This is a genomic window from Mesobacillus foraminis (assembly GCF_004340465.1).
GTDB lineage: Bacteria > Bacillota > Bacilli > Bacillales > Cytobacillaceae > Mesobacillus_B > Mesobacillus_B foraminis.
Genome location: NZ_SLVV01000005.1, coordinates 435,544 through 453,668, shown reverse-complemented (window position 1 = coordinate 453,668; position 18,125 = coordinate 435,544). Strand labels below are relative to the sequence as shown.

At 42.6% G+C, this 18,125-nt stretch carries 24 protein-coding genes; 15 read left to right on the top strand and 9 right to left on the bottom strand.

The window, feature by feature from the left end; translation table 11 throughout:
• Positions 1–98 precede the first annotated feature (98 nt).
• Positions 99–545 (bottom strand): small peptidoglycan-associated lipoprotein, encoded by a 447-nt coding sequence (locus EV146_RS11120; protein WP_241993889.1) that lies wholly within the window; start codon positions 543–545, stop codon positions 99–101.
• A 422-nt stretch (positions 546–967) separates the two neighbouring features.
• On the opposite strand from EV146_RS11120, the gene EV146_RS11110 reads away from it, so the two are divergent.
• The gene (locus EV146_RS11110) at positions 968–1,807 is read left to right on the top strand and encodes a polysaccharide deacetylase family protein (protein ID WP_132005837.1); all 840 of its coding nucleotides are present in this window, start codon (positions 968–970) and stop codon (positions 1,805–1,807) included.
• A 24-nt stretch (positions 1,808–1,831) separates the two neighbouring features.
• On the opposite strand, the gene EV146_RS11105 is transcribed toward EV146_RS11110, so the two are convergent.
• Positions 1,832–2,266: a DUF1885 family protein gene (locus EV146_RS11105; RefSeq protein WP_132005905.1), complete on the bottom strand. Its 435-nt coding sequence runs from the start codon at positions 2,264–2,266 to the stop codon at positions 1,832–1,834.
• A 163-nt stretch (positions 2,267–2,429) separates the two neighbouring features.
• Between EV146_RS11105 and EV146_RS11100 the strand changes: the two genes are divergently transcribed.
• Positions 2,430–2,729 (top strand): DUF3055 domain-containing protein, encoded by a 300-nt coding sequence (locus EV146_RS11100; protein ID WP_132005834.1) that lies wholly within the window; start codon positions 2,430–2,432, stop codon positions 2,727–2,729.
• A gap of 213 nt (positions 2,730–2,942) precedes the next feature.
• Positions 2,943–3,065: a GapA-binding peptide SR1P gene (locus EV146_RS11095; protein WP_132005902.1), complete on the top strand. Its 123-nt coding sequence runs from the start codon at positions 2,943–2,945 to the stop codon at positions 3,063–3,065.
• Positions 3,066–3,159: 94 nt separating this feature from the next.
• Here the strand turns inward: EV146_RS11095 and EV146_RS11090 are convergent, their stop codons facing one another.
• The gene (locus EV146_RS11090) at positions 3,160–4,629 is read right to left on the bottom strand and encodes an aminotransferase class I/II-fold pyridoxal phosphate-dependent enzyme (protein WP_121613731.1); all 1,470 of its coding nucleotides are present in this window, start codon (positions 4,627–4,629) and stop codon (positions 3,160–3,162) included.
• Positions 4,630–4,843: 214 nt separating this feature from the next.
• On the opposite strand from EV146_RS11090, the gene EV146_RS11085 reads away from it, so the two are divergent.
• Both EV146_RS11085 and EV146_RS11080 read left to right on the top strand, forming a co-directional pair.
• Positions 4,844–5,815, top strand: coding sequence for an NAD(P)H-dependent flavin oxidoreductase (locus tag EV146_RS11085; RefSeq protein WP_132005831.1), 972 nt, complete (start codon positions 4,844–4,846; stop codon positions 5,813–5,815).
• Between the two features lie 67 nt (positions 5,816–5,882).
• The gene (locus EV146_RS11080; RefSeq protein WP_121609401.1) at positions 5,883–6,152 is read left to right on the top strand and encodes a UPF0223 family protein; all 270 of its coding nucleotides are present in this window, start codon (positions 5,883–5,885) and stop codon (positions 6,150–6,152) included.
• A gap of 57 nt (positions 6,153–6,209) precedes the next feature.
• On the opposite strand, the gene EV146_RS11075 is transcribed toward EV146_RS11080, so the two are convergent.
• Positions 6,210–6,830, bottom strand: a complete 621-nt coding sequence (locus EV146_RS11075; protein ID WP_132005828.1) for a YktB family protein — start codon at positions 6,828–6,830, stop codon at positions 6,210–6,212.
• Between the two features lie 168 nt (positions 6,831–6,998).
• Here EV146_RS11075 and EV146_RS11070 point away from each other — a divergent pair, with 168 nt between their 5' ends.
• From EV146_RS11070 to EV146_RS11060, 3 genes are all read left to right on the top strand, one after another.
• The gene (locus EV146_RS11070; RefSeq protein WP_121609399.1) at positions 6,999–7,193 is read left to right on the top strand and encodes a hypothetical protein; all 195 of its coding nucleotides are present in this window, start codon (positions 6,999–7,001) and stop codon (positions 7,191–7,193) included.
• Between the two features lie 214 nt (positions 7,194–7,407).
• Entirely contained in the window at positions 7,408–8,211 is an 804-nt protein-coding gene (locus tag EV146_RS11065) for an inositol monophosphatase family protein (RefSeq protein ID WP_132005825.1), read from the top strand.
• The gene (locus EV146_RS11060) at positions 8,205–8,660 is read left to right on the top strand and encodes a GNAT family N-acetyltransferase (protein ID WP_132005822.1); all 456 of its coding nucleotides are present in this window, start codon (positions 8,205–8,207) and stop codon (positions 8,658–8,660) included. Before EV146_RS11065 ends, EV146_RS11060 begins: the two co-directional genes overlap by 7 nt.
• 26 nt (positions 8,661–8,686) lie before the next feature.
• Here the strand turns inward: EV146_RS11060 and EV146_RS11055 are convergent, their stop codons facing one another.
• A complete protein-coding gene (locus tag EV146_RS11055) occupies positions 8,687–8,872 on the bottom strand; it encodes a YlaF family protein (RefSeq protein ID WP_132005819.1) in 186 nt (61 codons plus the stop codon).
• Positions 8,873–9,020: 148 nt separating this feature from the next.
• Between EV146_RS11055 and typA the strand changes: the two genes are divergently transcribed.
• Genes typA through EV146_RS11040 form a run of 3 tightly spaced genes read left to right on the top strand, consistent with a single transcriptional unit; the run spans position 9,021 to position 11,496 of the window.
• Complete coding sequence (typA, locus tag EV146_RS11050) at positions 9,021–10,856, top strand: translational GTPase TypA (protein ID WP_132005816.1); 1,836 nt, start codon at positions 9,021–9,023, stop codon at positions 10,854–10,856.
• Between the two features lie 23 nt (positions 10,857–10,879).
• Positions 10,880–11,194 carry a YlaH-like family protein gene (locus tag EV146_RS11045; RefSeq protein ID WP_132005813.1) on the top strand — a complete coding sequence of 105 codons (315 nt, stop codon included), beginning with the start codon at positions 10,880–10,882 and terminating at the stop codon, positions 11,192–11,194.
• Between the two features lie 11 nt (positions 11,195–11,205).
• Positions 11,206–11,496: a hypothetical protein gene (locus EV146_RS11040; protein ID WP_132005810.1), complete on the top strand. Its 291-nt coding sequence runs from the start codon at positions 11,206–11,208 to the stop codon at positions 11,494–11,496.
• Between the two features lie 28 nt (positions 11,497–11,524).
• On the opposite strand, the gene EV146_RS11035 is transcribed toward EV146_RS11040, so the two are convergent.
• Positions 11,525–11,725 carry a YlaI family protein gene (locus EV146_RS11035; protein ID WP_121609392.1) on the bottom strand — a complete coding sequence of 67 codons (201 nt, stop codon included), beginning with the start codon at positions 11,723–11,725 and terminating at the stop codon, positions 11,525–11,527.
• Positions 11,726–11,897: 172 nt separating this feature from the next.
• Here EV146_RS11035 and EV146_RS11030 point away from each other — a divergent pair, with 172 nt between their 5' ends.
• Positions 11,898–12,353: a pyridoxamine 5'-phosphate oxidase family protein gene (locus tag EV146_RS11030; RefSeq protein WP_121609391.1), complete on the top strand. Its 456-nt coding sequence runs from the start codon at positions 11,898–11,900 to the stop codon at positions 12,351–12,353.
• Positions 12,354–12,373: 20 nt separating this feature from the next.
• On the opposite strand, the gene EV146_RS11025 is transcribed toward EV146_RS11030, so the two are convergent.
• Entirely contained in the window at positions 12,374–12,967 is a 594-nt protein-coding gene (locus EV146_RS11025; RefSeq protein WP_241993888.1) for a YhcN/YlaJ family sporulation lipoprotein, read from the bottom strand.
• Between the two features lie 207 nt (positions 12,968–13,174).
• Between EV146_RS11025 and EV146_RS11020 the strand changes: the two genes are divergently transcribed.
• Complete coding sequence (locus EV146_RS11020; protein ID WP_121609389.1) at positions 13,175–14,512, top strand: PhoH family protein; 1,338 nt, start codon at positions 13,175–13,177, stop codon at positions 14,510–14,512.
• 23 nt (positions 14,513–14,535) lie between these two features.
• Here the strand turns inward: EV146_RS11020 and EV146_RS11015 are convergent, their stop codons facing one another.
• Positions 14,536–15,033: a molybdopterin-binding protein gene (locus EV146_RS11015; RefSeq protein ID WP_132005899.1), complete on the bottom strand. Its 498-nt coding sequence runs from the start codon at positions 15,031–15,033 to the stop codon at positions 14,536–14,538.
• A 183-nt stretch (positions 15,034–15,216) separates the two neighbouring features.
• Here EV146_RS11015 and EV146_RS11010 point away from each other — a divergent pair, with 183 nt between their 5' ends.
• Positions 15,217–15,498 carry an Fpa/YlaN family protein gene (locus EV146_RS11010; RefSeq protein WP_132005896.1) on the top strand — a complete coding sequence of 94 codons (282 nt, stop codon included), beginning with the start codon at positions 15,217–15,219 and terminating at the stop codon, positions 15,496–15,498.
• Between the two features lie 172 nt (positions 15,499–15,670).
• The gene (locus EV146_RS11005; protein ID WP_121609387.1) at positions 15,671–16,879 is read left to right on the top strand and encodes an FtsW/RodA/SpoVE family cell cycle protein; all 1,209 of its coding nucleotides are present in this window, start codon (positions 15,671–15,673) and stop codon (positions 16,877–16,879) included.
• 42 nt (positions 16,880–16,921) lie between these two features.
• Here the strand turns inward: EV146_RS11005 and EV146_RS11000 are convergent, their stop codons facing one another.
• Complete coding sequence (locus EV146_RS11000; RefSeq protein ID WP_132005804.1) at positions 16,922–17,890, bottom strand: COX15/CtaA family protein; 969 nt, start codon at positions 17,888–17,890, stop codon at positions 16,922–16,924.
• Between the last annotated feature and the right edge of the window lie 235 nt (positions 17,891–18,125).

Here is an 18,125-nt window from a genome sequence, read left to right as displayed (position 1 = left end):
ATTTTATTGTAAAAATAATCAAAGCCGGTGAAATTTACTCGTCGTAAATTTCACCGGCTTTTTCATTATCAGAGCAGGGTTTTGTCCCAGCCTCTTTATTAATGAATCTGTGTATTTAAATCATGTGCCAGTACTTCTGCCATTGGTTGAATGATTTGTTCTTTTGATACGCTGCCATTCACCTTCACAACCACCTCGTCCCTGTAGAACACAAGAATGGCTGGGCATTTCTCAACTTGGAACATTTCATAATATTTATTTGCTTTATCTGCTGATAAAACCATCATATTGTCAATTTCCTCAGGAAAATCCTTCTTTAACTCAATGATTGCATCATAATAAGGGGCTTCATGGTAATAATCTGTTTCATCAGAAAAAAACACCACTTGCTTTACATTATGGTCGAGCTGCAGATCCTCGTAATCGTACGCCATGTTACAGGAAGAAGTTAACAACAGGAAGGAAGCGGCTAAAATAAAAGATAGGCCTTTCATTCTTCTTGCCTCACTTTTTACGGGATTCTTTTTACCTATATAATTTGTCATAGTCATTCTATCATAGGAATTTCCAAAAAACCCCTCTGTCACTTAAATGTTACAAAAATGAAAAATAAGCAGAATATTAATACATATACTAAAAATAAGGAGCTTCAGTGTGTTTTTTTGTTGCTGGATAGGGAACAATTTCATATAGATTGGCGGTGGGATTTTGAAGGTCTACTCGGTTATTATTGTTCAATTGATGATCTGGAGTGGATACACTTTTTTAGAATGGCTGTCAAAGCATGACCATCCTATATACAATGTAATCATGTTTTTAGTTTTTTTTTATTTGGCTGTGATCTTTGGAAATTATATAATGAAGTCTGCTAGAAGAACGCTTTTTACTACCTTTGTTAGCCTGGGGTTGTATGCCTCTTTGCAGCTGGCTTTATCCCTATTTATTCATTGAAGATGAGGAGGATTTTATGAAATATGCAGCAGCCGCGATCTTTGCAGCACTCTTGTTGGTCTCTTGCCAATCTGGGAAGGATTCGCCAGAGACGGATTCAAGAGAAGCAAACCAAGGGAGTGATAGGACAGAGTATGAACAGGCAGCCGTCCTGAAAGAAGAAAGGGTAACTGAGCAGGAATTGGATACTAAACAAATGGAGCAAGGGAAAAGGTACTCAATCAATCTTGAAACATGGGCTGTAGAGCCGACCGGTGATGCTCCTAAAGAGGTGGTGCTGCTTACGATTGACGATGCACCGGCAAATTATTCTGTTGAAATGGCTAAAACATTAAAAAGTTTGGGGGTCAAGGCTATCTTTTTCGTAAATGGCCACCTGCTGGACCGTCCTGGCGGTGAAAATGCATTAAAAAAGATTTACGAATTAGGTTTCCCTATCGGAAACCATACGTACCATCATCAACGGCTCACTGAGCTAACCGAGGCTCAGCAAAGAGAAGAAATCGTCTCCTTGAATAGGAGAGTGCAAGGCATTGTTGGACAAAAGCCGAAATTTTTCAGGGCGCCATTTGGGCAAATGACACCATATAGCCGAAACGTCGCACGGGAAGAAAAGATGACGCTCATGAACTGGTCATATGGGTATGATTGGGAAAAGGAGTATCAGACTCCAGAAGCCCTTGCGGACATCATGGTCAATACTCCTTATTTGAAGAACGGGGCCAACCTGCTTATGCATGACCGGCAATGGACAAGCCAAGCCTTAGAAGGCATTGTGAAAGGAATCCAGGAGAAAGGCTTTACGATTGTAGATCCAGAAGAAATTGAAACCTCTCCTGATCACAGGGCCTCTTAACGATATCCGGGGCCTTTCCCTAGCCTATTTTCTAGGGTAAAAGTACATAATGCGCCCGTTGAATAGATGCAGTTCTCCCTGAAGTTTTTTGCCCATAAATTTGCAGAACTCATTTGCTTTTCCTTTATCACCGGCCGTTGCTGTTTCCGGCAATGTAATCTGTATATAAGTCTGCTCCCAGTCCTCACCGTCCTTATCCCTTGCCAATTCACGATCCACACCGATCAGGATGGCGTTATAACGGTCCTGTTCAGACTGCAGATAAAACCAGACTCCTTTACCTTCATCTTTTTCTTTTATCTCGTATGGAAATGCAGCGTTATCATAATTCCAGTCAAGCTGATTTCCTGTCTTTGCAGTAATCTCTTTATAGTATTGGAACAGCTCTTTTAGTTCTTCGGTCGTTATGGTTTGCTGAGCCGAAGAAGGAACTAGTTTAATATAAGCGTTTTTGGACATTTTCAATCAATCCCCCTTATTTAACACCTCTATTCCATTTTATTCTAGCACTTCGTAAAAAGAGGTGACAACCGCTTACATCAAAAAGAGGCTATGACTTGCAAATACAGCACAGTAAAGTTATAATAATATTCTAAATAGTCAAATAAGGAGGAGATGGTTTATGGAATTGTTCGAAAAGCTTTATGATGAGCACGAAAAGGCGCAAGTAAGGTTTGTCGGTTTTACAACAGATGAAACCCGCTATGATTTTGGAATCGTGTACACCAATATGTTTTTCGGAAAACCGCTTGTCGTCTGTATGCAAACTGGACGGTCAGCCCTCCTTGACCCGAATGACGCAGCTGATATTGAATACTTGCAGACTACTTTTCGTATAAAGGAGCATCAGCAAGCAGCCGATCTTGCCGAGTTCTTCCGATCCGCCCTGCCGACAATGCCTTTTGAACCTCAGTACGAATAAAAAATAAAAGAACAGGCCAAGATGGCCTGTTCTTTTATTTTTTTTTCTTTTATGTCACATCTAAAAAAAAGTATCCAATTCAGAACATAAAGAGCGAAAAAACTCTAATTGTGTTATACGATTTAGGCTTGAAAAATTAATAAAGTTATAATATTATTGATTTATAGATAATTAAGCGTTTACAAAAATCTTAAGCGAAAAGGGGTTTGAATGATGGGCACTATCGTATGTCAAACATGCAATTCTACAATTGAGCATTTCGAATCGGAGAAAGTATCTGTTCTTTATTCAAACAAATGTAAGTGCAAGGATGGAGACCACCATATTAAAAGATAATCATAATACGTGCAAAACATGCGGCATTCCGCATGTTTTTTCTTTTCAAAAAAACAGGTTAAGCCCAAAGATATAGGACTTAACCTGCTTTTATTTATCGTATCGCTTTGTGTTCCTTAATAACGCGGATCATCTTCAGTTGATCATCTTCCGGTCCCTGTACGGGCAGACCAGCTTCGATATTCATCTGGATATAGCGGAGATTTTCTTCGGTTATAATCTCTCCGGGTATAAAAATAGGGATTCCTGGTGGATAGACCATGACAAACTCCGCAATGATTCTTCCTTCTGATTCAGCAAAAGGAACTACTTCTGTATCTGCATAGAAAGCATCTCTTGGGGTAAGAGCGAGCAACGGGATATCTGGAAGAACTACCTGGGCATGGAGCTTTTCTGACTCCGTATGGAACTCGCTTGAAAGGTCCTGAAGGGCTTTTATCAATACATCTCCTTCTTGCTCGGTATCTCCTGGTGTAATAATGCACAGGAGATTATAAAGATCGGATAGCTCGACTTCAATATTGTATGTTTCACGAAGCCATTTTTCAGCCTCGTATCCAGTTATTCCAAGGTCCTTGATTGAGATAATTAATTTTGTAGGGTCGTAATCAAATGTTGCTTTCCTGCCCAGGATTTCAGGCCCAACACAATAAAGATGTTCGATCTTATTAATGCGCTCCCTGATGGATTGAGCGAGCCGGATGGTCTCACCGATCAGTTCTTTTCCTTCCATTACCAGCCGTCTCCTGGCCACATCCAATGAGGCCAGAAGGAGATAGGATGTGGAGGTGGTAGTCAGCATTGAGATAATGGATTGGACCCGCTTGGGAGACACCAGCCCTTCTTTAATATTAAGAATGGAACTTTGAGTCATCGACCCGCCGAGCTTGTGTACACTGGTTGCAGCCATGTCAGCTCCAGCCTGCATTGCCGAAAGCGGAAGTTCCTCGTGAAAGTGGATGTGTACTCCGTGCGCTTCATCGACCAATACCGGTACCTGGAAAGAATGGGCGATTTCAACAATCTTTCTTAAGTCTGCTGATACACCGAAATAGGTGGGATTAATGACAAGAACTCCCTTGGCATCAGGATGCTGTTCAAGTGCTTTTTCTACAGCGTCTGTTGTGATGCCGTGGGAGATGCCTAATTTCTCATCTATCTCAGGATGAATGAAAATTGGAATAGCTCCGGAGAAAACAATTGCTGACATGACGGATTTATGCACATTCCTTGGTACGATGATCTTATCCCCAGGGCCGCATACAGCCATGATCATCGTCATGATTGCCCCGCTGGTCCCCTGAACGGAGAAGAAGGTATGGTCAGCTCCGAATGCCTCGGCGGCCAACTCCTGGGCCTGTTTGATAATCCCTTTTGGTGAATGGAGGTCATCCAGTGGGCCTATATTGATTAAATCAATCGAAAGAGCATTATCACCAATGAATTTTCTAAATTCAGGGTCAATTCCTGACCCTTTTTTATGACCGGGAATATGAAATTGAACAGGGTTCTTTTTGGCATGTTCTACTAAACCGCTGAAAAGCGGGGTTTCTTTTTGAGACAACAATGGTTGCTACACCTCTTTATATGAGTACTAATAAACTTTACAAATAAAACAAATGAATTATAGCACTATTCATTACCTTTGCAAAGAAGTAATCGAGTATTAATGGGCAGTATTTCTTTTCACCCTCCTCTTATTAATACCCTTGTTTTATTAGAATAAAAGGAAATTCATTTTCAGAAGCGAATAGTGAAAACGAAAGGGGTGTAATAGATTGAATTGGAACACGAGAGTAACCAGGCTTTTGGGGATTCAATACCCTATTATTCAGGGAGGGCTGGCTTATCTGGCATATTCCGGGCTGGCAGCGGCTGTTTCAAATGCGGGCGGCCTTGGTCAAATAACAGCCATGTCGCTAGAGAACCCTGAAGCATTAAGGGAAGAAATCCATAAGGTCAGGAAGTTGACGGACAAGCCGTTCGGGGTTAATTTTGCCATAGGACAACAAAGGAGGCCGTTTTCGGTTTTTTTGGATGTAGCGCTGGAAGAAAAGGTCCCGGTTGTCACTATGACAGGAGGCAATCCTGCCCCCATTATTAATCAGCTCAAAGGAACACCTGTAAAAAAGCTCGTACTAGTAGCAGCAAAAAGACAGGCGCAAAAAGCGGAGGAGCTTGGGGCTGATGCGGTAATGGTTGTTGGTCAGGAGGGGGGAGGACACCTTGGGAAAAATGATACAGGGACCATGGTGCTGATTCCAAGTGTGGCTGATGCTGTTGATATTCCTGTTATTGCATCAGGTGGCATCGGGGATGGAAGAGGTCTTATGGCCGCACTAAGCCTCGGTGCAGAGGGCATTGAAATGGGCACCAGGTTCATTGCCACCAGGGAGTGTGTCCATGCAAGCGACCTTTATAAAAACAGTCTGATCATGGGCACTGAAAGCGATACTGTAGTCATCAAAAAGTCCCTCGGTTCACCTGGAAGGGCGATAGCTAATGAATGGACCAGGAAGATCCTGGAGCTCGAGAAGACAAATGGAGATTATGAGTCGCTAAAAGACTTCATCAGCGGAGAAGCAAATAAAAGATATATTTATGAAGGGAAGGCGGAGGAAGGGTTCGCCTGGGCTGGACAGGTTATGGGTTTAATTCAGGATGTTCCGTCTGTCAGCAAGCTTATGGAAACTATTATTTCGGAGGCAGAAGCGATCAGATCAAAGTGGCAGGTATCCAAAGACATGTAATTTGCACCAAATGCCAGCAATGTGTAAAATCAACAGGTAAATCTGTTAAGGCAGGTGCTGAAAGAATATGGAATATCAATATCCCATCGACCATACCTGGTCAACGGATGAAATCATTGATGTGATCCGTTTTTTTGAGGGAATCGAGCAGGCATACGAAAAAGGAATTGACAGGGAAGCATTAATGGCTGCCTACCGCCGCTTTAAGGAAATTGTTCCCGGCAAATCTGAAGAAAAAAAAATCTTTAATGAATTCGAGGAAGAGAGCGGATACTCCTCCTATCGGACCATTAAGGCGGCGAAGGAATTGCCCGCAGGAAAAGTGAAAATGAAATGAAGAAAAAAACGGCCTAGGCCGTTTTTTTTTTCATTCTCCTGCCTTTGCCAGCAAGGTTTATGCCATTTTATATAGGGGTATTAGGGTCTTAAATACACCATCAATCATCTTCGCCAAGTCATCGGGGCTGAGTTTGATGGCCCTTTCCCGGGGAACTTGATATCCACATAAAATTTCAGCCTTCTTAACTGTCTGCAAACGGCTGAACATGGAAAGCAGTTCATCTCTCGATAGCTCGTCATGCTTTATAGTGTCTGGTTTTGTATGATCAGTTGACCAAACAAAATCTGCTGGAATTTGCTTATAAATGAAATCAGCATTTTTTTCCAGTACCTTACCGAAAGCCTCTTTATCGGGTGCCTCGTAAATGAGTGCAAACCAAATGAAAACATGGCTTTCCCAAAGGCCGATTTGGAAGTGGGGCATCATTTTATAGCCGCGGGAATTAGCTGCAAATGCAACCCAGGTATCCTTTGGCGGATTTTTGGTACGGCGGGCATGTTTAGCTACATGGTAGAACATTTCTTCTCCAGTCAATGATGACAGGGTAGGAGTGAACTCCTTGCCCAGCTCTTCAAGCTTTGGCCTGACGTGCTCCTTCAGAGCCTCCATCCGTTCATCAAGACCGTCTATAGTAAAAACATTAAAATCGTTTTTTGTAAAACCGGAAACTGGCATGTCATAACCTCCTGAGTCTTTAAGACCAATTGTACCAAACTCGAATGTTATATTGAAGCAATTGGCTTGGAATCTAGGTAATAGCACAAATTTGTTACATCGTCCAATAGTATTTCATAGAATATAAACAAGAATCTTAATTTAAATGGAATGAAGGAGTGCATAGATGTGAAACAACTGATAAATACCACAAGAAAAAAGAATGGAGAGCTTCAAAGGAAAGCCGTACTTCGACTGGAAATGGATTATGAGCTTGCAACACTTTTTGAGGCCATGGGGGAATCCAATAAACCCAAAATGAAGGAATGTAAGCAAAAGCTGGAAAAAATCCGCCAGGAATTGGTCAGGTTAAAAGCACTATAGATTTCATCTTGTAGAATGAAAAAAGGATCGGGTAAAACAAATGGGTATTGGAAATATAAATAGCAGGGTAAAATGAAACGGACTCCTGGGCGATGCGGGGAGTTCGTTTATTATTTAACTTTCTTATTAGGGTAAAAGGGGAAAAAGCTTGAAGCTGAGAATTTTTTCCTTTAAGCTAAATCATAACATTATTGATCCGCAGGGGGAATAGACAATGCATATCGACTTGCATGAGATTGATACATACGCGAAACGATGGATAAAAGAAGCGGGGCAACGGATTCGTGATTCCTTCCCTAAAACCTTGAATGTCACGACTAAGTCGAATCCTAATGATTTGGTGACAAATATTGACCAGGAAACAGAACAATTTTTTATCAATAAAATTAATGAAACCTTTCCTGATCATCAAATCCTGGGAGAAGAAGGCTATGGTGACACGATATCGAAATTGTCTGGTGTGGTATGGATTATTGACCCAATTGACGGAACAATGAATTTTGTCCACCAGCAGCGTAACTTCGCCATTTCGATAGGAATCTATGTAAATGGTGAAGGGCGAATAGGACTTATATATGATGTTGTGCATGACGAACTTTACCATGTCATTAAGGGCAATGGCGTATTCTTAAATGATGAACAGATTCCCGAACTTGAGGAACGCAGTGTTTCAGAATCGATTATCGCCCTAAATGCAACATGGGTAACGGAAAACAAACGCCTCCCTCCCGAACTGCTTGCCCCTCTCGTAAAAGCAGCCAGAGGAACAAGGTCCTATGGTTCCGCTGCATTAGAAATGGTATATGTTGCCACTGGGAGAATTGACGCTTATATTACTCCAAGACTTGCCCCATGGGATTTCGCTGCGGGAATCATTATGATTGAAGAACTGGGCGGAGTTGCCACTAATCTAAGGGGACAGCAGCTTGACCTTTTAAAGGAGAATTCCGTTTTCGTTTCAAAACCTGGACTACATGCAGATATCATGCAAAATTTCCTGGAAAACGGAAAATGGTAAATCTGAATTGGAGGCCCTTCACCTTTAAAGAGATGGCCTTCTTTGAAAGTGTGGTGGAGGACAGCCCCGCTTGGCAAACAGTTGAACTTAACGGGAAAGCTTTATCAAATTTCATCGGGGAGTGGCAGTCTATAGGTGAGTGGCGAATTTGGGATATAGAGGGCGAATTAGCCGGAATCACCTTCCATTTAGAAACAGCACCTTCCAATGGAAAGCCATGGTTAGGAACGATGCTGGTAAAAAATTCGATGAGGGAAAAAGGCGCCGCCCATTCAATGATTCATTCCTTATCCCAGGAACTGAAAGATAAAGGGTCCTCCGTTCTGTTCACGGGAATCCCGATTGCTCAAAATACTTGGGCAGAATTCCTGTCCCGCTGTGGGTTTGAACAATTCAAAACAGAAACTTCAGAAGAAGGGACATATCTGATCCTCATTCGTCCACTATAAAAGGAGGCCGGAATTCCGGCCTCCTTTTAAATTTCCCCGCGTTCGCGCAATTTTTTCTTTGTTTTAAATCCAAAGCCCATGATGAAAACAAGAGCAGCGATAGAGGCAACAGCCCCGATAAAACTGCGTTCACCAATGGCAATTCCTATGCCAATCATGCATGTTGCAGCGGCAATTGCAAAAAATAACAATACCCATTTTATTTGTTTCATGGAGTTTTCTCCTTTTAAATAGCTTATAATCCTATAATTTCTATTGTACAACAAAATCTTTTTAGGTTTCTACAATAAATGTGATATAATAACTCAGTTGTTGTAAAAGAGAAAAAATAACATTTTATATAAAGGCAGGTAAACATTTTTGAAATTACGAGAAGATATCAGGAATATTGCGATCATCGCCCACGTTGACCATGGTAAAACCACATTAGTTGACCAGCTGTTAAGACAAGCGGGCACATTCCGCGCTAATGAAAATGTTGAAGAAAGAGCCATGGATTCCAACGATCTTGAAAGAGAACGCGGAATTACGATTCTGGCCAAAAATACAGCTATCCAATATAAAGACACAAGGATCAACATCCTGGATACACCGGGACACGCCGATTTTGGCGGGGAAGTAGAACGCATCATGCGCATGGTGGACGGTGTTCTGCTCGTTGTCGATGCGTATGAAGGGTGTATGCCGCAAACACGCTTCGTTCTAAAGAAAGCACTGGAACAGAAGCTGACACCGATTGTTGTAGTCAACAAGATTGACCGTGATTTTGCACGTCCAGAGGAAGTTGTAGATGAAGTACTTGATTTGTTTATTGAATTAGGTGCTGATGAAGATCAGCTGGAATTCCCGGTCATCTATGCTTCAGGTATTAACGGAACAGCCAGTGTGACTCCTGAGAAGCAGGACGAAAACATGCAATCCCTATATGAAGCCATTATCGATCATATTCCGGCTCCAATCGATAATAGCGATGAGCCGCTGCAATTCCAGGTTGCCCTTCTTGACTATAATGACTATGTTGGACGTATCGGAATCGGCCGTGTTTTCCGCGGAACCATGAATGTCGGCCAGCAGGTTGCCTTGATGAAGCTGGACGGCTCGGTAAAACAATTCCGTGTGACAAAGATGTTTGGCTTCTTTGGCCTAAAGCGGGAAGAGATTCAAGAAGCACAAGCGGGTGATTTGATTGCGGTATCCGGCATGGAAGATATCAATGTCGGAGAAACGGTGTGCCCAATTGATGAGCAGGATGCCCTTCCAGTGCTAAGAATTGATGAGCCTACATTGCAAATGACATTCCTGGTAAATAACAGTCCATTTGCCGGAAAAGAAGGGAAATATCTAACCTCCCGAAAAATCGAGGAAAGACTTCGCGCCCAGCTTCAAACCGATGTCAGCCTTCGAGTGGATAACACTGATTCGCCTGATGCATGGATCGTTTCCGGACGTGGTGAGCTTCATCTATCCATTTTAATTGAAAATATGCGCCGGGAAGGATACGAGCTTCAGGTATCAAAACCGGAAGTTATCGTTAAAGAGATTGACGGAGTTCGTTGTGAGCCGGTCGAACGCGTACAGATTGACGTGCCAGAAGAACATACTGGATCTGTTATGGAATCCATCGGTGCGAGAAAAGGTGAAATGCTCGACATGATCAACAATGGCAGCGGCCAGGTCCGTTTGATCTTTAATGTGCCTGCACGTGGATTGATTGGTTATACAACCGAATTCCTTACATTGACACGAGGCTATGGAATTATCAACCATACTTTTGACAGCTATCAGCCAATGGCCTCAGGCCAGGTTGGCGGACGCCGCCAGGGTGTACTCGTCTCAATGGAGTCAGGCAAAGCCTCTACTTACGGAATTATGGGAGTAGAAGACCGCGGAACCATTTTCGTTGAGCCTGGTACTGAGATTTATGAAGGCATGATTGTTGGTGAACATACACGTGAAAACGACATTACGGTTAATATCACGAAAGTTAAACAGGCGACGAATATTCGCTCAGCCAATAAAGATCAGACTTCCGTCATCAAAAAACCGCGCCTTATGACTCTTGAGGAATCACTTGAGTATCTGAATGATGATGAATATTGTGAAGTGACACCAGAAAATATCCGTTTGCGTAAAAAGATTCTTGATAAAAACGAGCGGGAGCGGGTTGCAAAGAAAAAGAAGTACGCAGAGCAATAAGCTATTAACTAGGGGGAAGGGTTATGGATGTAAGCGAGCGTCTGACGTTTTTTGCTGCATTGTACAAAGTGCATGAAAATCCCGATGCAGGCATGTGGATGCTTTACCTGACGATCATTATGCTTTGTGTCATCGTCTACAAGCTGGGCTTTGCCAAAAAATTGCCCTTGGGAAAATCAATCCTGATTTACCTTTTTCTAATACTTGGCTGTACGATTTTGACATTTCTTGGAGTATTCCTTCCAATAGCAGAAGGGCTGGTAGTTGCAGCACTTATCTTAATCATTTATAAGATCAGGCTCCGCCAGCACAAAAAACAAGAAATGGATGCAAGTTGAGGTGTTGAAGCATGATGTCGCTGCAGGATAAGCTCTATAACTGGATTACCATCAAAGTCGTAACAGATGAAAGGCCACACGATACGGCTGCTTCTGACACCAGGAAAATGTTTGAACAGCTTTTGGCCGATGAGCACGGAATTGTTGAGCCCAGTTTTACTACTGATGAGGAGATGTATTATATTTCTGTAGAAGTTGACAAGGAAACAAAGACCTACAGATTTCCTCGAGAGCTGATAGAAGTGATGCTTAAACAGATTTGTGATGAGCCGGAAAAGTATGTAAACTATCCAGACTCATAAAAAAAGCCGCCAGCATTGGCGGCTTTTTTTACCATTCATCATTTTCCACTGGCGATTTATAAAGACGGAAGTTTCCGGTCGCCAGTCTTTTTTCTGTTTTTTCGGTGATTCGATCGTGGCATTCTTTGCATAAGTATGTATGGATAGGGCGGTTTCGGAGCTGTTTCGCCTTAAGGGTTTCGTCATTGATTGATTCAATCTTTTCACAAATTACGCATTTGACTCTCATGTTATTTCACCTCGTTTAAAAGCGTTTAAGTATACATAGCTGAAACACTGCTGGTTTATATTATAGTATAGAATTCCTTTAATTTCGACATGTTTCATTTTTTGAATGAACAGATTATTTGCCCTGAATATGGTTCCGTAGTAAGATGGTGGTAATTTAAGGAGGCTGGACTATGGTAAATCAAGTTGAACCAAAACTGACATCTGTCTTGTTTGAGGATTTGCAAAACGAACGCTTCGTAACCATTGCCACTGTGGACCATGAAACAGGAGGCCCCAACGTCAGTGCTATTTCCTGGGTTTTGGCCAAGGATGACCAGACAATTTTTTTCGCTGTCGACAATCGCTCCCGGATTGTCCAGAATATTAACTCCAACAATAAAGTGGTTCTGAATCTTATTGCCAACGAATCGACGTATTCCATCCAGGGACAGGCGTCTGTTAAAGCGGAAAGGCTGGAAGAAGTGCCTTTAAAGCTCGCCTTGATTGAAATTCAAATCAGTGAAGTAAGAGACGTTATGTTTTATGGTTCAAAGATTGTAACTGAACCAAAGTATGATAAAACCTACGATAAAAATGCCGCTGCCCGTTTGGATAAGCAAGTGATGGACGCCATGAGAAAAGCTTAGTCAGAGTGACTAAGCTTTTTCTATTCCTTGTCCTTATGGTAATTGGACTGTTTGTCCTGTTTTTGTTCAAGATTCCGTTTTTCGTCAGTTTCCAGCTGTTCCTTGTTCTGCTCTGTTGCATTTTTAGGATTAGGTTCGATAATATCTGCCGGCACTTCCGGCATAATTCTTCCTGTAATATCAGCCAGTTCGTTCATGATTCCCTGAAGAGGCCTTCCATTGTTAAAGTCTTCTGCAATCTCGTCGAGGCGCGCTGTAATATCCGGATCGGCAACTACGATTGCCTCAGCTCCATAGGGGTCATCCTTCATGCTTTCTGCGACCGCATATTTAATTGTACCAACCTCCGACCTTTCAAGGTTTGCCTTAATATCAATTCCAACCACCGCGAGATTGCCAATTACCACGGCTGTGGCATTTTCAACCTGAGGGACACGCTCCGCCAGTTCAGCCAGGTGGTTTGAAATATTTTCGCTTTCCTCCCGGTCCACATGCTCAAATGCACTGTTTTTAACTTTTACTAAATCATCCTGCCTGTTCTGGGATGCATCTTCACGAGTACCGCATCCTGAAGCCAGCAGAATTAAAATGAATATCGCTGCTATGCTTTTCACTTTTGACACCCCCGAATTTACTTTTGGTTTAAAAGAAGGATGATAACCATGAACGTTTTTCTTACCTTCAGAAGATAAAAAAGACTTGCCTACATGGTATTGTGCAAAATACATTCTATCTTTATACGGAAAAACATATATTTTACCAAGTCCCAGCTGAAAGTCTTTAGCGGCGCAAGAAAAAACAGGAAGGTGGGAGGCAAGAATTTGGGTAAAATATACGTACTAGATACGAATGTCCTGCTGCAGGACCCGCACGCCATATTCTCGTTTCAGGATAATGAAGTGGTCATTCCTGCTGTAGTGCTCGAGGAAGTTGATTCGAAAAAACGGTATATGGACGAGATTGGGCGAAATGCGAGGCAGGTTTCCAGGCTGATAGACGGAATGAGAGAAACTGGAAAGCTTCATGAAAAAATTCTCCTTGAAAACGGGGGAACTTTAAGAATCGAGCTTAACCACCGTTCTTTTCATCAGCTTCAGGAAATTTTTGTGGAAAAAACGAATGATAATCGAATTCTGGCAGTTGCCAAAAACCTTTCTCTTGAAGAGCAGACGAAAGAGGATGGACGTCCTGTCATTCTTGTCAGCAAAGATGCATTAGTGAGGGTAAAAGCTGATGCTATCGGACTTACTTCGGAGGATTTCCTGAGTGACCGTGTAGTTGCAATCGACGACCTGTATACAGGTTATCTGGAAGTATATGTTGAAGCGGCCAAAATGAATCAATTTTATGAAAAAGGGGAGCTCTCATTAACAGAAATCAAAGGACATACTCTCTATCCCAATCAGTTCCTCCTAATGAAAGACCTGCTGGGAGGTTCTGCTTCAGCACTAGGAATAGTGGACAAGAAAAAAATGAAAGTCAGAAAGCTGATTTTTGACCATGAGGGGAAGCCGGTTTGGGGAATCAGGGCAAGGAATGTCCAGCAAATTATGGCGATGGAGATGCTGTTGCGGAATGATCTTCCGCTGGTAACTTTAAGCGGCAGGGCAGGTACCGGAAAAACGCTGTTGGCCCTCGCAACCGGTTTATATCAAACAGAGGACCTTGGCAGGTATAAAAAGCTGCTGGTGGCTCGTCCAATTGTTCCTGTCGGAAAAGACCTGGGCTTTCTGCCAGGTGAAAAGCAGGAAAAGCTTCGCCCCTGGATGCAGCCAATATTTGACAATCTTGAGTATTTATTTAATGCCAAAAAGCCGGGCGAATTGGATGCCATCCTTGCCGGAATGGGTTCCATAGAGGTGGAAGCATTAACATATATAAGAGGAAGAAGCCTGCCGGACCAGTTCATAATTATCGACGAGGCACAAAACTTGACCAAGCACGAGGTTAAGACCATCCTGACACGGGTAGGGGAAGGAAGTAAAATTGTTTTAATGGGAGACCCGGACCAAATTGACCATCCTTACTTGGACGCCTACAACAACGGGCTTACATACGTGGTCGAAAAGTTCAAGGATCAGCATATTGCCGGTCATGTCAAGCTGGTAAAGGGAGAAAGGTCCGCACTTGCCCAACTGGCAGCAGACCTACTGAATTAGCCGGGCTGAACCAGCCCGGGTTTTTATTTTACAGTGAAGCTTTTTACGCCTTTCAGAGGATCGTTGGAATTGGAGCCATCCCCGTAATAGGCATGAACAGGGCCGTCCTCGGTCAAAGGCCTGCCTGATTTTGAAAAACCGAGGATTAATTTTTGGGCTTCCTCAAGCGGCAATTCTAATTCTCCATCTCGATGTTCGACAAGAACGATTTTTGCATCATCCTTGATTCCTGCATTAAGAAGGAAGGGTTTTAATGGAATGCCGTAAGTGCCCTCCAGTAATTTCTGTTTTTCATACTTGCGCTCACTTTTCAGTGTTGGAGGAAATACTGCACCTTCCATGATCTCCCTGTCCCAATGTTTAGAGACGGATTGGGTGTATTTTTCTGTTTCATCGTGGTTTTCTGCGGTTTGATTAAAGTATGTATCTAAATTAACTTTACGATCATCAAAAATCCAGACACTGGGATCGAGTGTGATCTGATAATTGGTCTTTCCCTTTATTGGAATGATGGATTCCATCATGCGCGCACCTCCGTAACTTATTCAAGACAAGTATATCTCTATTTTATTTAATTGTCATTCGACCCTTCCTCCAGCCTTGATTTAAATTCTGCTGGTGCTTAATAGTCTTGCATTTTCGGCCATCTAACTGTAAAATTTATAGATAGGATTGGGTTATGCTCGGAAACGGGGGGATCAATGTTGGCGTCTGAAATGATTATTAATCATCAGGAGAAAGCCCATGCCATACTAAAGGCTGACGCTGATAAAATTTTAAAGCTGATAAAAGTGCAAATGGATAATCTCACAATGCCTCAATGCCCTCTTTATGAAGAGGTATTGGATACGCAAATGTTTGGGTTATCCAGAGAGATAGATTTTGCAGTCAGACTTGGGCTAATAGAAGAAATTGACGGTAAAAATCTCCTGGGCGAGCTGGAGAGAGAGCTTTCTGCTCTTCATGAAGCTTCAGTGAGAAAATGAGATATTAAGAAACTCAAACAATTCAGGGGAATTGTTTGAGTTTTTTTATGCCAGAAGGGTGTGGAGGCTTTTTGTAAAAATCACTTCCTTTTCAACTTTTCCTTCTCTATGAGCAGGATATCCTTTGTTATGATAGAATAAATAATACAACTTAGAAGATGGGGACGAGACGATGTTAAAAAAAATACTTAAATCCTATGATTACTCTTTAATCATTGTAATTGCCCTCTTGTCTTTGTTTGGACTGGTTATGGTCTACAGTGCCAGCATGGTCACGGCCATTCAGCGGCATGAAGTCCCGGCTGACTTTTTTTATGAAAAGCAAAAACTCAATCTTATCGTGGCAATGGCTGCCTTTATCTTAACCGCGCTGTTCCCTTATAAAGCAATGAAAAGCACACGGATATTGGTTCCGATGGTGACTCTGACCCTTCTTGGATTAGGAGCCTTATTCCTGTTCGGAAAAGTGACCAACAATGCGTTAAGCTGGATTGAATTGGGAGCAAGGAGCATTCAGCCTTCAGAGTTTGCCAAGGTGAGTGTCATTATTTACCTTTCTGCGGTTTATGCAAAGAAACAGTCGTACATCAACGAATTCAATAAGGGTGTTGTCCCGCCGCTCGTCTATCTGGTCCTGGTGTTTTTCCTGGTAGCGGTGCAGCCTGACTTCGGTACAGCGGGCATTATCATGCTGATTGCAATTAGCATCATCCTGTCATCAGGAATGAATCTGAAAAACATCACCAAGCTCGTCCTGATTGCTGTAATTCTTGTCGCTCCACTTGCTTTAATCATGAAGGATGAAGTATTTTCGGCAAAAAGGATGGATCGTCTGACCTCTTACAGTGACCCATTTAAGGATGAGGAAAACTCGGGTTACCATTTAGCCAATTCCTATTATGCAATTGGTTCTGGAGGACTCACTGGGCTAGGACTTGGACAAAGTGTTCAAAAACTCGGGTATTTGCCTGAAGCGCATACGGACTTTATCATTTCCGTTATCTCGGAGGAGCTGGGAATCTTCGGGGTGGGATTTGTACTCCTTTGCTTGGGCTTTATCGTCTTAAGAGGAATTTATATTGCCCTTAAATGCAAAGACCCATTCGGGAGCCTGCTCGCAATCGGGATTTCCAGCATGGTGGGAATCCAGTCATTCATTAACCTGGGCGGAGCTTCAGGAGTCATACCGTTAACCGGTGTGCCTCTACCATTTGTCAGCTACGGGGGCTCATCCCTGCTCCAGCTTGGGATTGCAATGGGGATACTAGTGAATGTATCCATGTTCGTAAATTTTGAGGAAAAGTATAAAAGCCGGGACAAACAAAAAGCAGAAACGGAAGCTGCTAGCGGCTCCGGAAATGTGTACAGATTTCGATCATAAAAAAAGCTGCAGTCCATCAGGACAGCAGCTTTTTTTTGAGTATCAGACATTTGGCGGGGATGGTTTCTGATGAGCCTTTTCAATATTTGCATTTTCCGCCAGCCTGAAGGAATTCTTCCTGTTTCGTGAGACAAGCAGGATAAGATAGCTGAGCACTCCGAACAAACAAGAGATAAAGAAGGCATGGGCTAATGCGATATAGAGGTTAAGCCTCGAGAAGATCACCAGTGCACCTGCGATTACTTGCAGGGAAACCAGGATAAAGGAAGCTATCCATGACCAATAAATAACCTTTTGGCTCTTATAATGCCTAACAGCGATTACAGTAATATAGGCAATCCAGACAAAAATCAGGCCTGCAGCTGTCCTGTGCCCCATTTGCACCCATTCATAAAGATTTTCAGGCAGCTTTGGGTCAGAATTAACGCACATTGGCCAATCCGGACAAACAAGGCTTGAATTGGTATGTCTGACAAGGGCGCCTGTATAAACAACTAAATAGCTGTAGACGGTAATCCCAATGATATGAAACGTCATTCTCCTGTCAATCACTACTTTATCCGCTTCGAATTTTTTATCTACTTCAAAGATTAAAAGGGTCAGCAGAAATACTGCCGCAAAAGAGATGAGCGAGATTCCAAAATGGAGGGCAAGTACAAAATCATTTTGCCCCCATACAACAGCCGCAGCTCCGATGAGACCTTGGAGAACGATGAAGAAGAGGGACAAAAAAGCCAAAAATTTTGTTTCCCGAATATGGCCGATTGTACGCCAGGTCCAGATAGAAAGTGCGAGCACCATTATTCCGAGGGCTCCTGATACAACCCGGTGGGCAAGCTCGATGACAAGTTCAGGAGTTATATCAGATGGGACCAGCTGACCGTTGCACAGAGGCCAGGAGCGGCCACAGCCCATTCCCGACTCTGTTTTTGTAACGAGGGCACCGCCCAGCAGGACAAATAGCATCCCTATTGTCGTCAGGACGGCAAGCCATTTTAATGAACGTTTCAATGAATTCACCTGCTTGTTTAAAAGTTCGATAAGTTGTTATATAATTCAGATGCAATGTATAATGGATGGTGATGTGTTTGTCAGCAGTATGCCCGATTTCTATCATAGCCGAATTCGAGGAAAAAAGACAGATTCCAACATTCCATACTTTATCGATACTACACAATCTAAAGGGATTATACAATACATAAAATACAGGTACTTTTAAACAAAAAGGTTGATTCCCACTCCTAGC